The 13,891-nt window shown below is 71.3% G+C and carries 14 protein-coding genes and 1 riboswitch; of the genes, 6 read left to right on the forward strand and 8 right to left on the reverse strand.

The annotated features are described in order from the left end of the window. Entirely contained in the window at positions 1-972 is a 972-nt protein-coding gene (locus POF73_RS02865; RefSeq protein ID WP_443049397.1) for an ABC transporter substrate-binding protein, read from the forward strand. Between the two features lie 29 nt (positions 973-1,001). On the opposite strand, the gene POF73_RS02870 is transcribed toward POF73_RS02865, so the two are convergent. After that, positions 1,002-1,739, reverse strand: a complete 738-nt coding sequence (locus tag POF73_RS02870; protein ID WP_272112788.1) for an isocitrate lyase/PEP mutase family protein — start codon at positions 1,737-1,739, stop codon at positions 1,002-1,004. A gap of 56 nt (positions 1,740-1,795) precedes the next feature. Next, positions 1,796-2,305, reverse strand: coding sequence for a carboxymuconolactone decarboxylase family protein (locus POF73_RS02875; RefSeq protein WP_272112789.1), 510 nt, complete (start codon positions 2,303-2,305; stop codon positions 1,796-1,798). A 47-nt stretch (positions 2,306-2,352) separates the two neighbouring features. Between POF73_RS02875 and POF73_RS02880 the strand changes: the two genes are divergently transcribed. After that, positions 2,353-3,954 (forward strand): aminotransferase-like domain-containing protein, encoded by a 1,602-nt coding sequence (locus POF73_RS02880; RefSeq protein WP_272112790.1) that lies wholly within the window; start codon positions 2,353-2,355, stop codon positions 3,952-3,954. Between the two features lie 214 nt (positions 3,955-4,168). On the opposite strand, the gene POF73_RS02885 is transcribed toward POF73_RS02880, so the two are convergent. Continuing rightward, positions 4,169-5,020 (reverse strand): hypothetical protein, encoded by an 852-nt coding sequence (locus POF73_RS02885; RefSeq protein ID WP_272112909.1) that lies wholly within the window; start codon positions 5,018-5,020, stop codon positions 4,169-4,171. Between the two features lie 171 nt (positions 5,021-5,191). Here POF73_RS02885 and POF73_RS02890 point away from each other — a divergent pair, with 171 nt between their 5' ends. The 3 genes from POF73_RS02890 (at position 5,192) to POF73_RS02900 (ending at position 7,904) form a co-directional block, all read left to right on the forward strand. Further along, positions 5,192-5,563 (forward strand): hypothetical protein, encoded by a 372-nt coding sequence (locus POF73_RS02890; protein WP_272112791.1) that lies wholly within the window; start codon positions 5,192-5,194, stop codon positions 5,561-5,563. Between the two features lie 70 nt (positions 5,564-5,633). Continuing rightward, the gene (locus POF73_RS02895) at positions 5,634-6,818 is read left to right on the forward strand and encodes a glutathionylspermidine synthase family protein (RefSeq protein ID WP_272112793.1); all 1,185 of its coding nucleotides are present in this window, start codon (positions 5,634-5,636) and stop codon (positions 6,816-6,818) included. A gap of 207 nt (positions 6,819-7,025) precedes the next feature. Beyond that, positions 7,026-7,904, forward strand: coding sequence for an alpha/beta fold hydrolase (locus POF73_RS02900; RefSeq protein ID WP_272112794.1), 879 nt, complete (start codon positions 7,026-7,028; stop codon positions 7,902-7,904). Positions 7,905-7,931: 27 nt separating this feature from the next. Here the strand turns inward: POF73_RS02900 and rocD are convergent, their stop codons facing one another. Next, positions 7,932-9,179 carry an ornithine--oxo-acid transaminase gene (rocD, locus tag POF73_RS02905; RefSeq protein WP_272112795.1) on the reverse strand — a complete coding sequence of 416 codons (1,248 nt, stop codon included), beginning with the start codon at positions 9,177-9,179 and terminating at the stop codon, positions 7,932-7,934. A gap of 162 nt (positions 9,180-9,341) precedes the next feature. Beyond that, a riboswitch (ZMP/ZTP riboswitch) is annotated at positions 9,342-9,444 on the forward strand. 31 nt (positions 9,445-9,475) lie between these two features. On the opposite strand from rocD, the gene POF73_RS02910 reads away from it, so the two are divergent. Further along, a complete protein-coding gene (locus POF73_RS02910; RefSeq protein WP_272112796.1) occupies positions 9,476-10,924 on the forward strand; it encodes a glycine hydroxymethyltransferase in 1,449 nt (482 codons plus the stop codon). Between the two features lie 24 nt (positions 10,925-10,948). On the opposite strand, the gene POF73_RS02915 is transcribed toward POF73_RS02910, so the two are convergent. The 4 genes from POF73_RS02915 to POF73_RS02930 form a co-directional block, all read right to left on the reverse strand. Further along, positions 10,949-11,125 (reverse strand): hypothetical protein, encoded by a 177-nt coding sequence (locus tag POF73_RS02915; protein ID WP_272112921.1) that lies wholly within the window; start codon positions 11,123-11,125, stop codon positions 10,949-10,951. A gap of 64 nt (positions 11,126-11,189) precedes the next feature. Then, the gene (locus tag POF73_RS02920) at positions 11,190-11,990 is read right to left on the reverse strand and encodes a hypothetical protein (RefSeq protein ID WP_272112797.1); all 801 of its coding nucleotides are present in this window, start codon (positions 11,988-11,990) and stop codon (positions 11,190-11,192) included. A 336-nt stretch (positions 11,991-12,326) separates the two neighbouring features. Beyond that, positions 12,327-13,238, reverse strand: a complete 912-nt coding sequence (locus POF73_RS02925; protein ID WP_272112798.1) for a hypothetical protein — start codon at positions 13,236-13,238, stop codon at positions 12,327-12,329. Beyond that, entirely contained in the window at positions 13,225-13,827 is a 603-nt protein-coding gene (locus POF73_RS02930; protein WP_443049398.1) for an RNA polymerase sigma factor, read from the reverse strand. The genes POF73_RS02925 and POF73_RS02930 overlap by 14 nt, the downstream gene beginning before the upstream one ends. Between the last annotated feature and the right edge of the window lie 64 nt (positions 13,828-13,891).

A 13,891-nucleotide genomic window follows, 5' to 3' on the forward strand; every position in this document is an offset into this window, starting at 1 on the left:
ATGCGAATGCGTATCCGACGTATGCGGACCACTGCCGTGGTGGCCGGCGTGTCCTCCCTGGCGTTGCTGACCGGCTGCGGTGCCGCCGACATGACCAAGCAGTCGTCGCCCTTCGCCAACGCGCAGGGCGCCAAGACCGTGACGCTCTCCATCCAGTCCTGGGTCGGCGCCCAGGCCAACGTCGCCGTGGCCCAGTACCTCCTGGAGCACGAGCTCGGCTACCGCGTCGACACCGTCCAGGTCGACGAGATCCCCGCCTGGGACGCGCTCAGCCAGGGCCGGGTCGACGCGATCATGGAGGACTGGGGCCACCCCGACCAGGAGCAGCGCTACGTCAAGGACAAGAGGACGATCGTGCCCGGCGGCGACCTCGGGGTCACCGGTCACATCGGATGGTTCGTGCCGACGTACTTCGCGAAGGCCCACCCGGACGTCACCGAGTGGAAGAACCTCAACAAGTACGCCGATCAGCTGCGCACCGCGGAGAGCGGCGGCAAGGGCCAGCTGATGGACGGTTCGCCGTCCTACGTCACCAACGACAAGGCGCTGGTGAACAACCTGGACCTGAACTACCAGGTGGTGTTCGCCGGTTCGGAGGCCGCGCAGATCACCCAGATCAAGCAGTTCGCCAAGGCCAAGAAGCCCTTCCTGACGTACTGGTACGAGCCGCAGTGGCTGTTCAAGAAGGTTCCCATGACCGAGGTGAAGCTGCCGGCGTACAAGGAGGGCTGCGACGCGGACCCGGAGAAGGTCGCCTGCGCCTACCCGCACACCCCGCTGCAGAAGTACCTCAACGCCGACTTCTCGAAGAACGGCGGTGAGGCGGCGGCCCTGCTGAAGAAGTTCAAGTGGACGACCGAGGACCAGAACCAGGTCTCCCTGATGATCGCCGAGCAGAAGCTGTCGCCTGAGGAGGCGGCGAAGAAGTGGGTGGACAGCCACGAGTCCACGTGGAAGGCGTGGCTGTCCTGAGCCTCGGGATGGCGCGGCCGTCCTGACGGTCACTTCCCGAGGTCGGCCGCGATCTCGCGCAGCGCCTCGTCGGCCCTGCGCTGGAGCCCCGGGCCGAACGTGATCCGGGTGGCCCCGAGTGCGCCGAGTTCGGCGGGCGAGGGGCCACCGGTCACCGTGCCGTGCACATTGACCGGCCCCTGGATGCCGGACCGCAGCAGCGGCAGTACGTCGACGGGGGCGCCGATCGGGTACACGCAGTCGGCACCGGCGGCGACGTACAACGCGGCCCGCTCGATGGCCTGTTCCGCGGCCTGCTTGGGGTCGGTGTCCCGGCGGGCCCGGATGAAGGTGTCGATCCGGGCGTTGAGGAAGAGCCGGTCTGCGGCGGCCTGCCGCACCTCGGCGAGCCAGTCGGCGTGCGCGCGCGGGTCCTTGAGGACGCCGCCCTCGGAGTCCTCCAGGTTGCACCCGACGGCACCCGTCTCCAGCAGCCGCTCCACCAGCTCCCCGGGCGGGATCCCGTACCCGCCCTCGATGTCCGCCGACACCGGCACGTCGACCGCCCGCACGATGCGCGCGACCGCCGCGAACATCTCGTCGGCCGGAGTCTGCCCGTCCTCGTACCCGAGGGAGGCGGCGACCCCCGCACTGGGCGTGGCGAGTGCCGGGAACCCGGCCTCGACGAAGACGCGGGCACTGGCGGCGTCCCACGGACCGGGCAGGACCAGCGGGTCGTCGGGGGAGCGGCGGCGGTGGAGCGCGCGTAAGGCTTCGACTCGGGTCACGGTGTGTACCTCCCTGGTGGATTGCGACGGCCGGCCATCACCGGTGGTGCGTGAGCTCACTGATGCTGCCCGGGCTGGTAGTGCCCCGGTGCCATACGGCAGGTCACCCCGAACCGGTTCCAGGCGTTGATCACGGTGATCGCGGCGATGAGCTGGGCCAGCTCGGCCTCGTCGAAGTGCTTGGCGGCCTTCTCGTACACCTCGTCGGGCACGAACCCGTCGGTCAGTACGGTCACGGCCTCCGTGAGCTCGATCGCCGCGAGCTCCTTCGGGGTGTAGAAGTGCGCGGACTCCTCCCAGGCGCCTAGCTGCACGATCCGCTCGACGCTCTCGCCCGCCGCGAGCGCGTCCTTGGTGTGCATGTCGAGGCAGAACGCGCAGTGGTTGATCTGCGAGGCACGGATCTTCACCAGCTCGTACAGCTGCGGTTCGAGTCCCTTCCGGGCGGCCGCGTCGAGCCGGATCATCGCCTTGTAGACGTCGGGTGCGTGCTCCGCCCAGCTGAGCCGGGCGGGGCGCTCGGGGGCGTACGTGGCCGTTGCGGTCGTGCCGTCTGCTGTCGTCATGATCTCGACCCTAGGAGCGAAGCAGCCCAGGAGTATGGTCCATTTCCATGGCGAAACCTTGGGCCACTTTGGGCATCGACCTCCACCTCGAACCGGCGGGACCGGGCCTGCGCCGAGGCCTGACCGACGCCCTGCGCGACGCGGTCCGCACCGGCCGCCTGGCCCCGGCCACCCGCCTCCCCTCCTCCCGCTCCCTCGCAGCCGACCTGGGCGTCGCCCGCAACACGGTGGCCGAGGCCTACGCGGAGCTGGTCGCAGAGGGCTGGCTCACGGCTCGGCAGGGGTCGGGGACGAGGGTGGCGGAGCGGGCCGTTGGCGGGCCGGTGGGGGAGGGGGCGGTGGAATGGGCGGTGAGTGGCCCGGTGAGGGAGGGGACGGCGGGACGGGCGGTGAGCCGTCCGGCGAGGGAGGGTTCGGTGATGCCGCAGACCGCTGCCCAGGGCTCACCAGGCTCTCCGGCCTCACCCGGCGCCCCGAGCTCACCAGGCGCTACCGCTTCCGTTTCCGCTGCCACTGCCGCCGCACCTCGCACCACCACCCCACCCCGCCGGGACGGCTCACGCCCCCGCCCCCGCCCCGCCTACGACCTGGTCCCCGGCACCCCCGACCTCTCCGCCTTCCCCCGCACGGAGTGGCTCAAGGCGGCCCGCCGCGCTTTCCTCGCGGCCCCGCACCAGGCCCTCGGCTATGGCGACCCGCGCGGCCATGCCGACCTGCGCACGGCCCTCGCCGGATACCTCTCCCGCGCGAGGGGCGTGCGCGCCGATCCCGAACGCATCGTGGTGTGCGCGGGTTTCGGGCACGGTCTGTCACTGCTCGGCAGGGTGCTGCGGGCGCGCGGCGCGCAGCGGGTGGCGGTGGAGTCGTACGGCCTGCCGCCGCACTGGAGGCAACTGACGACGGCCGGACTGTCCACCCACCCCCTCCCGTTCGACGAACTGGGCACGAGTGTGGCGGAGTTGACGCACGAGAGCGCGGTGCTGCTCACGCCCGCCCACCAGTTCCCGATGGGGGTGCCGCTGCACCGGGACCGCCGGGCGACGGTGGTGGACTGGGCGCGCCGCACCGGCGGCCTGGTCCTGGAGGACGACTACGACGGAGAGTTCCGCTACGACCGCCAGCCCGTCGGCGCGCTCCAGGGGCTGGACCCCGAGCACGTCGTCTACCTGGGCACGGCCAGCAAGTCCCTCGCCCCCGGCCTGCGCCTGGCGTGGATGGTGCTGCCGTCGACGCTGATGGAGGAGGTGACGGCGGCGAAGGGCCATGTGGACACGTGCGGGGTGCTGGACCAGCTGACCCTGGCCGAGTTCCTGACGTCCGGTGCCTACGACCGCCATGTCCGCGCCGCCCGCCTGCGCTACCGCCGCCGCAGGGACGCCCTGGTCCGCGCCCTGGCCAGGCACGCCCCCCACCTCCACGTCACCGGCATCGCGGCCGGCCTCCACGTCCTCCTCCGCCTCCCACCCGGCACGGAACAGTCAGTGGTCCAAGCGGCGGCCTGGCAGGGCCTGGCCCTCCACGGCCTGACCTTCTTCCGCCACGAGTCGGCGACGACGGAGCCGGCGGACGCGCTGGTGGTGGGCTACGGGACACCACCGGATCACGCGTGGACGGGGGCGTTGGAGGCGTTGTGCAGGGTGCTGCCGTAAAGGGTTGCCTGCCTCCAGCTGAGGGAACGCGGTCACGTCCCGCCGCCGGTCGAGGCTTTCAGCCTGTCCGGCGTTTGAGGACAAGGCCCTTCAGAGGGCCGGAGCGGGGGTCTGGGGGCACAGCCCCCAGGAGGGCCGGGGGCGAAGGGGCACAGCCCCTGGCGATGGGACGGGCAGGGGCGGCGGGGGCGAGGAAACCACCCACCACGACAGGTCACCGCACAGCCACACGCTCCCCACCGTCGGAGACGACCGGCGCCTCCCCGAACCGCGCCAACGCCAACGCCCCCACCACAGCCACCACAAACCCCAGGACAGCCAGCCACCCCAACCCCTCCCGCGTCCGATCCCCCAGCCACACCACCCCCACCACCGCCGGCCCGACCGTCTCCCCGATCACCATCGCCGCGGTAGCCACCGTCACAGACCCCCGCTGCAACGCCGAAGTAAGCGCCAGAAACGCCGCCCCACCCCCCACCAGCAACGCATACGTCGCCGGATTCCCCAGCAACTCCGACACCCCCACCGAATCGATCAGCCGCACCGACACCTCCACCACCCCGAACCCGAACCCGGCCGCCAGCCCCAGCACCAACCCCCGCCCCCGCTCAGGCAACAGTCCACCCGCCAGCCCGACCCCCAACACCGCCACCGCCACCCCGAGCATCGAGAACTTCAACGCGTCCGACCCGCCCAGATCCCCCTCCGTCCCCGACGCGAGCCCCAACATCGCCAGCCCGGCACACACCACCCCCACCGCACCCCACTCACCCCGCCGCAACCGCACCCGCAGCAATCGCGCGGCAACCACCGCGGTCACCGCGAGACTGGACGCCAACGCCGCCGCCACGGCATAGATGGGCAGCGCCCGCAGCGCGACGACCTGCAACACGAACCCCAGCCCGTCCAGCGCAAGCCCGGCCACATAACGCCACTGCCGCAACGCCCGCAGCAACATCCCGGCCTCGCCGCCCCGACCCCCCTGCGCGCTCGCCGCCCGCGCGGCCATCGCCTGCAGGACCGTGGCCGTACCGAAACAGACCGCCGCACCCAGTGCACACACCATCCCAAGCAGCACAAAGCGACTGTAGGGGAGCGGACGAAGGGCAGCCCTCCGACAGTCACACGAGCGGCGATCTCTAAGCTGTTCGCCACACGACAACCAGAAACAGACAACCAGAAACATCGGCGTCGACCGCCACCACCGGCATCAGCGACGTCATCGGGGGAGACACACATGGCGGAATCACGACGTCGGCTGCGCTCCAGCACGGTCGTACTGGGCGGCATGGGAGTCATAGCCGCGGCCCTGACCTCCTGCGGCTCGGAACCGGACCGCCGCTGCGTCGACCGCGACAGCTACACCTACGAGGGCTACAAGGTCATCGCGGACAAGAACTGCAACTCCGGCACCAGCTCAAGCTCGTCGTACGGCACCGGCGGCAAGGGCAAGAGCGGCAAGAAGAAGACCGGCGGCTCCGACGCCGCCTGGTACTACGAGGCCGACGTCGACGACGGCCGCGCCGACTTCGGCACCTTCAGCCGCAGCGAGGCCGTGGACCGAGGCGGCTTCGGCTGCTCCAGCTCCGGCAGCAGCAGCGGCGGCTGACCGAACAGGGCAGGCGGGGCAGACAGGTCAGGCAGATCAGGTCGAGCAGGCAGGGCAGGGCACGTACGAAATGGAACGCCGCACGACAGATCCCCGCCCCGGCTGGCAGCAGACCGTCGAGGAGCAGGGGCTCATCTACCCCCTCACCCGCCACCCCGACAACTCCCTGCACCCGTACTGGGACGAGAGCGCGTACTACGTCTTCTCGCTCCCGGAGGTCGAGGCACTGGAGGAGGTCGTCGAGGAACTCCACGCCATGTGCCTGACGGCGGCCGAGCACATCGTCGCCGAGAACCGCTTCGCCGACCTCGGCATCACCGACCCGCGCATCGTGGCCGCGGTCACCGAGGCCTGGCGCCGCCGCGCCGAACTCCCCTCCGTCTACGGCCGCTTCGACCTGCGCTACGACGGCACCGGCCCGGCGAAACTCCTGGAGTACAACGCCGATACCCCCACCTCACTGGTCGAGGCCGCGAGCCCCCAGTGGTTCTGGATGGAGGAGCGCTTCCCCGGCGCTGACCAGTGGAACTCCCTCCACGAACGCCTCATCGCCGCCTGGAAGAAACAGTCCGCCCTGCTCCCGCCCGGTGCCCCGCTCCATTTCGCGTACTCCTCGGCCGACGAACTCGGCGAGGACATGATGACCGTCGCCTACCTCAAGGAGACCGCGGAACAGGCGGGCCTGGACACCGGCTGGGTCTCCATGGAGGAGATCGGCTGGGACCACCTCTCCGGCCGCTTCGTCGACACCCGACTCCGTTTCATCCGCAGCTGCTTCAAGCTCTACCCCTGGGAGTGGCTCACCACCGACCGCTTCGCCGGCCACGTCCTCGACACCCTCGACAACGGCGGCGGCACCGGCACCACCCTGTGGATCGAGCCCGCCTGGAAGATGCTCCTCAGCAACAAGGCCCTCCTCGCCATCCTCTGGGAGCTCTACCCGGACCACCCGAACCTCCTTCCCGCCCACCTCGACGGCCCCAGGGAACTGGCGGGCACGACGGGCTGGGTCGCCAAGCCCCTGCTGGGCCGCGAGGGCGCGGGCGTGACCATCCACGAGAAGGGCGCCGAACCCGTCGTACGCGAAGAGCCCTGCTGCTACCAGCAGTTGGCTCCTCTCCCCACCTTCGACGGCAACCACGTCGTCCTCGGCGCCTGGGTTGTCGAGGACGAGTCGGCGGGCCTCGGCATCCGCGAGTCGTCCGGCCTGATCACGGACGAGTACGCCCGCTTCCTGCCCCACGTGATCCTGTAGCGCCGCTGCCACCCGACTCGGGACCGGCTCGGGACCGACTCCGGGCCGACTCGGGAAACCCTGTGGCCACCCCGCCCACAAAGCGATACGATCCGTCTCGTCTCGCCTTCGCGGGTGGAGGCTCGCCTCGTGCGTCTGCGATCGAAGCCATCCGTCCGCAGCGCACCATCCGGGGCACCCCATCAGCGGCACACCACAGGGAGCGCCATGGACCACCTCATCGACCTCGACACGGCCCCCGGCATCCGCCTCTGGGCAGAAGACCAAGGAGCCTCCGACGCACCTCCCCTCCTCCTGATCATGGGCGCACAGGCCTCCGGCCTCGGCTGGCCCGACGAACTCGTCTCCCTCCTCGCCACCCGGCACCGCGTCATCCGTTACGACCACCGCGACACCGGCCGCTCCACCTGGGCCTACGACGACCACCCCTACCCCCTCACCGCCCTCGCCGACGACGCCCTCGCGGTCCTGGACGCGCTCGGCGTCACACGCGCCCACGTCGTCGGCATGTCGCTGGGCGGCATGCTCACCCAGCTCCTGATGACCGACCACCCCGACCGCCTGCTGAGCGCGACCCTCATCGGTACGGGCGCCCTCAGCGACACTCCGTACTGCCACCCGGACGGCACCCGCACCCCACCCGGGGACTTCCCCGGCATCGACCCCCGCATCATGGAACTGTGGTCCGAGCCGTGGACCGACCAGGGCCGGGAGGCGGAACTGGACCGGCGCGTCGCTCACTGGCGGCTCCTGTCCGGCGGCCAACTCCCCTTCGACGCCGACTACTTCCGCGCCCTCGACCGCAAGGTCATCGAACACACCGGCCATCACCGCCCCGGCGACGCCCACGGCCGCGCCGACCAGTCCGGCATGCTCCGCACCGAACAACTCGCCCGGAACACGGTCCCCACCCTCGTCATCTCAGCCCCCGCCGAACCCGTCTACCCCCTCCCGCACGCCCACCACCTGGCCCAGGTCATCCACGGCGCCCATCTCGTCGAGATCCCCGGCATGGGCCACGCGCTCCCGCCCGAGATCCACAAGCCCCTCGCCGCCGCGATCCTCGACCACACCGGGCCCAGCTGAAGCCGCCGGCGCCCGCACCCGGCCGACTCACATCCCGAGCACGGCCCGCAACTGGGCGAGCCCCCAGTCCAGATCCTCCTTCGCGATCACCAGGGGCGGCGCGATCCGGATCGTCGCCATGGGGGTACCGCCCGCGCCCCTGAGGCTGTGGGGGAGGGTGTCCTTCACCAGCACACCCCGGTCCAACAACCGCTCGGACACCTCCCGCCCGGTGCCGTACGCCCGGGCGATGTCGACCCCCGCCCACAGCCCGCGCCCTCGCACCGCCGTCACCCGCCCCGTCCCGGTCAACAGGCCCAGCTCCCGGTGCAGATGCGCACCCAACTCGGCCGCCCGCGCCTGGAACTCGCCCGTCCGCAGCATCGCCATCACCTCCAGCGCCACCGCACAGGCCAGCGGATTCCCACCGAAGGTCGACCCGTGCTCCCCGGGCCGGAACACCCCGAGCACCGCCGCGCTGGACACCACCGCCGACACCGGCACGATCCCGCCCCCGAGCGCCTTGCCCAGGACGTACATGTCCGGCACCACGCCCTCGTGCTCGCACGCGAACGTACGCCCCGTGCGCCCCAGCCCCGACTGGATCTCGTCCGCGATGAACAGCACGTCCCGCTCCCGCGTCAGCTCCCGCACCGTCGGCAGATAGCCGGGCGGCGGAACGAGAACCCCCGCCTCGCCCTGGATCGGCTCCAGCAGCACGGCCACGGTGTTCTCCGTCAACGCCTCCCGCATCGCCGTCAGATCCCCGTACGGCACGATCTCGAAGCCCGGCGTGTACGGCCCGAAGTCCGCCCGCGCCTCCGGGTCGGTGGAGAAGCTGATGATCGTCGTCGTACGGCCGTGGAAGTTGTTCGCCGCGACCACGATCTTCGCCATCTCCGCAGGCACGCCCTTGACCCGGTACCCCCACTTCCGGGCGGTCTTCACCGCCGTCTCCACCGCCTCCGCCCCGGTGTTCATCGGCAGCACCATCTCCATGCCGCACAGCTCGGCGAGCTGCTCGCAGAACGCCGCGAACCGGTCGTGATGAAATGCCCGCGACGTCAGAGTCACCCGCTCCAGCTGCGCCTTCGCCGCCTCCACGATGCGCCGGTTGCCGTGCCCGAAATTGAGCGCCGAATACCCGGCCAGCAGATCCAGATACCGCCGCCCCTCCACATCCGTCATCCAGGCCCCGTCCGCCGTCGCCATCACGACCGGCAACGGGTGATAGGTGTGCGCGCTGTGCGCGTCGACCGCGGCGATCAGGGATTCGGTGGTGCTCGACGTACTCACGGGGCTCTCCGTTTCCGCCACCACGAGAGCTCGCGTTCCGCCCCTCACGAGGCTCGTGGCCACTGTCCATTTCCGGCCTTACGAGTGTTTTGCGGCTCCTTCCTATCGTTGCTCGCATGATGGACGCGGGGCCATGCCTCGCCGGCCCGCCCGGTAGGCTGATCGACGGGCCGTGACTGGCGCGCTGGGATGGGACCGACCATCGGGGAGCGGCCCACTGGACCCAGTTGTCCAGCATCGAGTGCCGTGCGCCTGGGCCGTACCGTGATCGCTGCACACGACGTCCGGAGGTCCCCATGCCCGCCGAGCCCCTCTCCACCGAGTCCACCGCCTTCCGTTCCGCCCTCGACGTGATCCGCGCCGTCGAGCCGCGCGTGGCCGATGCCATCGGCCAGGAGCTCGCCGACCAGCGCGAGATGCTCAAACTGATCGCCTCCGAGAACTACGCCTCCCCGGCCACCCTCCTGGCGATGGGCAACTGGTTCAGCGACAAGTACGCCGAGGGCACCGTCGGCCGCCGCTTCTACGCCGGCTGCCGCAACGTCGACACCGTCGAGTCCCTCGCCGCCGAACACGCCAAGGAGCTCTTCGGCGCCCGCCACGCCTACGTCCAGCCGCACTCCGGCATCGACGCCAACCTCGTCGCCTTCTGGGCCGTCCTCGCCTCCCGCGTCGAGGCCCCCGCCCTGGAGAAGGCCGGCGCCCGCCAGGTCAACGACCTCTCAGAGGCCGAGTGGGCCGAGCTCCGCCAGGCCTTCGGCAACCAGCGCATGCTCGGCATGTCCCTGGACGCCGGCGGCCACCTCACCCACGGCTTCCGCCCGAACATCTCCGGCAAGATGTTCGACCAGCGCTCCTACGGCACCGACCCCGCCACGGGCCTGATCGACTACGACGCCCTGCGCGCCTCGGCCCGCGAGTTCAAGCCGCTCATCATCGTCGCCGGCTACTCCGCCTACCCCCGTCTCGTGAACTTCCGGATCATGCGCGAGATCGCCGACGAGGTCGGCGCCACGCTCATGGTCGACATGGCCCACTTCGCGGGTCTCGTCGCCGGCAAGGTCCTCACCGGCGACTTCGACCCGGTCCCGCACGCCCAGATCGTCACCACCACCACCCACAAGTCGCTGCGCGGCCCGCGCGGCGGCATGGTCCTGTGCGACGACTCCCTCAAGGACCAGGTCGACCGCGGCTGCCCGATGGTCCTCGGCGGCCCGCTCCCGCACGTCATGGCCGCCAAGGCCGTCGCCCTCGCGGAGGCCCGTCAGCCGTCCTTCCAGGACTACGCCCAGCGCATCGTCGACAACTCCCGCGCACTGGCCGAGGGCCTGATGCGCCGGGGCGCGACCCTGGTGACCGGCGGCACCGACAACCACCTGAACCTGATCGACGTCGCCTCCTCCTACGGCCTCACCGGCCGCCAGGCCGAGGCCGCGCTCCTTGACTCCGGCATCGTGACCAACCGCAACGCCATCCCCGCCGACCCCAACGGCGCCTGGTACACCTCCGGAATCCGCATCGGCACCCCCGCCCTGACCACCCGCGGCCTGGGCACCGCCGAGATGGACGAGGTCGCCGCCCTCATCGACCGTGTCCTCACCACCACCGAGCCGGGCACGACCAAGTCGGGCGGCCCGTCCAAGGCCGCTCACGTCCTCGACCCGAAGATCGCGGACGAGATCTCCCACCGCGCCACCGACCTCGTGGCCGGCTTCCCGCTGTACCCGGAGATCGACCTGGGCTGACGCCCAGCACGGTCGCCGAGGGCCTCACAGGTCCAGGTCGATCAACCCCTGTCGTGGCTCCTCCCGCGGCGGTCCGGCTTCCTGCCGGGCCGCCGCGCGGCGTATCAACAGCGTGCCGCCCACGCCGGTCACGACCATCGCCACGTCGGGGACGTCCCGCACCTGCGCCGGGGGGCCGCGGCGGTTGTCGCCGTGCCCCACAGGGCCAGTGCCGTCGACACCGCCATGAGCAGTGTGAGCCGCAGCTTTCCACCCAGGCCGGCCCTCATATGTCACGCAGCTCCTGATGCGGCCCCGGCTCGCCCCGCCGTCGGTCCAGTGGCAGCCGTGTGAGGAAGGGGCGCAGCACCAGCGCCAGCACCGCTCCCGCCGCGGCGCCGGGCAGGGACCACCACCAGTCGGTTCCGCCACCCGATTCCGAGGCCGATCCCGAGTCCCGCCCCGCCGCCGACCCCGCCTGGGCCGGGGCAGCCTCGGCCGCCTCGTCCGTCCCGGATTCCCGCGACGCCGACGGCGGGGAGACCGCCGCGCCGTCCTCGCCCGAAGCCTTGCCCATCAGGTCCAGCTTCGTGAGTAGGGCGCGCAGCCGAGTCGGGTGATCGGCGCGGTGCCAGATGCCGTTCGTCGTGCTGTCCAGCTTCGCTGCCGTGTGTATCCAGACGCCCTGTCCCTTGTGGGCCGAGTAGACCTGGTCGAGGCGCCAGGGCGTCACGTCATGGACCATCCAGGTGATGTTGATCTGCCGGGATGCCGTCAGATCGGCCTCGGGCGGCTTGTCACGTGTGCCGCTGCCCGGTGAGCCGAGCAGTCGCGCCAGCTCGTCGTACTCCTTGTCCGAGTAGTACAGCGCGGCCGTCTCCCTGCTCTCCGGTGAGACCAGGAGCACGCTCGTCGGTCCGCCGGCCGACGCGGGGGACGCGGCGCCCCACAGCAGCAAGGCGAACGCCGCCCCCAACGCCCCGGTCAGCGCCGTGAGTTCACGGCACCGCACCTTCCAGCCGCCCCTGCGCTCGGGCGAGCCATCTCCCGAGCAGCCGACGTCCTGCGCTCGCAGCCGGTCTCCCAAGCCACCGACCCCATGTCGGAACATTCCAACCCCCAAGCAGAGCGATCCCCGTGCGGCCCGTCCCGAGCCGCATCTCACTTCTGGTACACCGCCCGACCCGCCTGGGTTCCCACTCCCGGACCACCTTTTTCCGCTGGCTGCTCGGAGGCCGCGGGGCGGTTTTCGACGGCTCCCCGACTGGCGATGTCCGGACCGGCCATTTCAGATCGACCATGTCCCGACCGACCATGTCCCGACCGACCATGTCCCGACCGGCCATTTCCCGACCGGCCATTTCAGACCGGCCATTTCAGACCGGCCATGTCCGGACCGGTCATGTCGAGGCGGCTCGGACGGCTACCCGAGGGATCGCGCGATCTCCACCGCCCGCTCCTTCGACGCGACCCCTTCCAGCCGCAGCGTCACGGCCTCGCCCCCGGCCCGGTGCATCCACAGCAGCGTGGGCCCGGCTGTGCGCTCCTCGCGCGTGTAGCGCTCCCCGCTCCCATCCACCAGCCAGTAGGTGAGCAGGTGCGGCCGGGCGAACCACAGGGCCGTGTCGGCTGAGCCGCCCTCCGAGGTGTTCGTGTCCAGGGAGATCCATTCCGGCTGTTCGCGCACCGTCTTGGCGAAACTGATGTCCAGGCTCGCCCGGCGCTCGTCCAGCCGTATCGTGCGCCCGTCCTCGCGCCAGCACAGGCTCACCAGGAAGCGCCCTCGCGGCTCACCGGCCACCACAGCCGTGCCCGGGGCCCCGAGCTGCCGGGGTACCAGGGCCTCGAAGCCGGCCCGGCGCTCCGCCTGCGCGAGCGACGTCGACCGGCCGCAGCCCGGGACCTCGGCGCCGGGCGAAGGCACCGCCGACGGGTCGTACCGCACCTCGACCCCGGCGAAGCCGAACCAGTCGAAGACCGCCGCCCGCACCGGGGGCGTGAGCACGAGCACTGTCAGCAGGCCGCACAGGGCCGCTGTCAGCGACCGCCACCGCAGCCGTGTCCAGCGCCGCACCGCCCGCAGCCGCTCGGCGGCCCCCGGCGGCTCGGCCACCGGAACCGGCACCTGCTCCGCGAGTATCTGCCCGAGCACCCGCTCGACCATCGTCTCGGCGCCGTCCGCCGCGCCCGGCGCGTCCAGCGACCGCCCGAGCGCCCTCAGCTCCTCCGGCAGCCGCGCGGCCTCCGGGCTCCGCCTGCGATCACCGGCGCCCTCCCGCTCGTACGCCTGCCGTCCGTCACCGTCGTACGGCGTCCTTCCGTCACTCATGCTCATCACCCCCTTCCCGAGGCTGAAAATCCGGCAGCAAGCGCCCCAGCTTCCGCAGCGCGCGGTTCAGCCGGGATTTCACGGTGCCCCGGGGCCAGCCCAGGGCCTGGGCCGTCTCGGACTCGTCCATCTCCAGGAGATAGCGGTAGGTGACGACCAGGCGATGCTCCTCGCTCAGCTTCTCCAAGGCGGCCTGCAGTGCGGCGCGGCGCTCTATCTCCAGCGCGGCGACCGCAGGGTCGGCCGATTCCGGTATCAGTGGCTCCGCCTCCGCGAACGCCGCCTCACGGCCGGCGAGCGTGCGCTGGCGGGCCGCCGTGCGCACTGTGTTCCTCGTCTCATTGGCGACGATCGCCAGCAGCCATGGCTTGAACGCCGAGCCGTCGTTGAACCGGCCCAGCGAGCAGTACGCCTTGACGAAGGCCTGCTGCACCACGTCCTCCGCGTCCGCACCCGCCCCGAGCGCCGCGGCCGCCCTGAGCGCGATGCCCGTATGGGCCCGCACCAGCTGCGCGTACGCCTCCGGCTCCCCGGCGCGTACGCGTGCGATCACCGCGGCCTCATCGACGATGCGGCCCCCCTCCCGCGTCCTCACACTCTTGTTACACCGCGGAAGACGGATCGGTTCCCATCTGTTTCCGACCAGTTCCGGATCGGCC

Source organism: Streptomyces sp. HD (assembly GCF_028369295.1).
Lineage (GTDB): Bacteria > Actinomycetota > Actinomycetes > Streptomycetales > Streptomycetaceae > Streptomyces.

What these genes read in the sequence shown, in the direction of transcription:
- POF73_RS02865 (WP_443049397.1), top strand. Translation starts at nt 1, where the DNA reads ATGCGAATGCGTATCCGACGTATGCGGACCACTGCCGTGGTGGCCGGC.
- POF73_RS02875 (WP_272112789.1), bottom strand. Translation starts at nt 2,305, where the DNA reads ATGACGACAGCAGACGGCACGACCGCAACGGCCACGTACGCCCCCGAG.
- POF73_RS02880 (WP_272112790.1), top strand. Translation starts at nt 2,353, where the DNA reads ATGGCGAAACCTTGGGCCACTTTGGGCATCGACCTCCACCTCGAACCG.
- POF73_RS02885 (WP_272112909.1), bottom strand. Translation starts at nt 5,020, where the DNA reads ATGGTGTGTGCACTGGGTGCGGCGGTCTGTTTCGGTACGGCCACGGTC.
- POF73_RS02890 (WP_272112791.1), top strand. Translation starts at nt 5,192, where the DNA reads ATGGCGGAATCACGACGTCGGCTGCGCTCCAGCACGGTCGTACTGGGC.
- POF73_RS02895 (WP_272112793.1), top strand. Translation starts at nt 5,634, where the DNA reads ATGGAACGCCGCACGACAGATCCCCGCCCCGGCTGGCAGCAGACCGTC.
- POF73_RS02900 (WP_272112794.1), top strand. Translation starts at nt 7,026, where the DNA reads ATGGACCACCTCATCGACCTCGACACGGCCCCCGGCATCCGCCTCTGG.
- POF73_RS02910 (WP_272112796.1), top strand. Translation starts at nt 9,476, where the DNA reads ATGCCCGCCGAGCCCCTCTCCACCGAGTCCACCGCCTTCCGTTCCGCC.
- POF73_RS02925 (WP_272112798.1), bottom strand. Translation starts at nt 13,238, where the DNA reads ATGAGCATGAGTGACGGAAGGACGCCGTACGACGGTGACGGACGGCAG.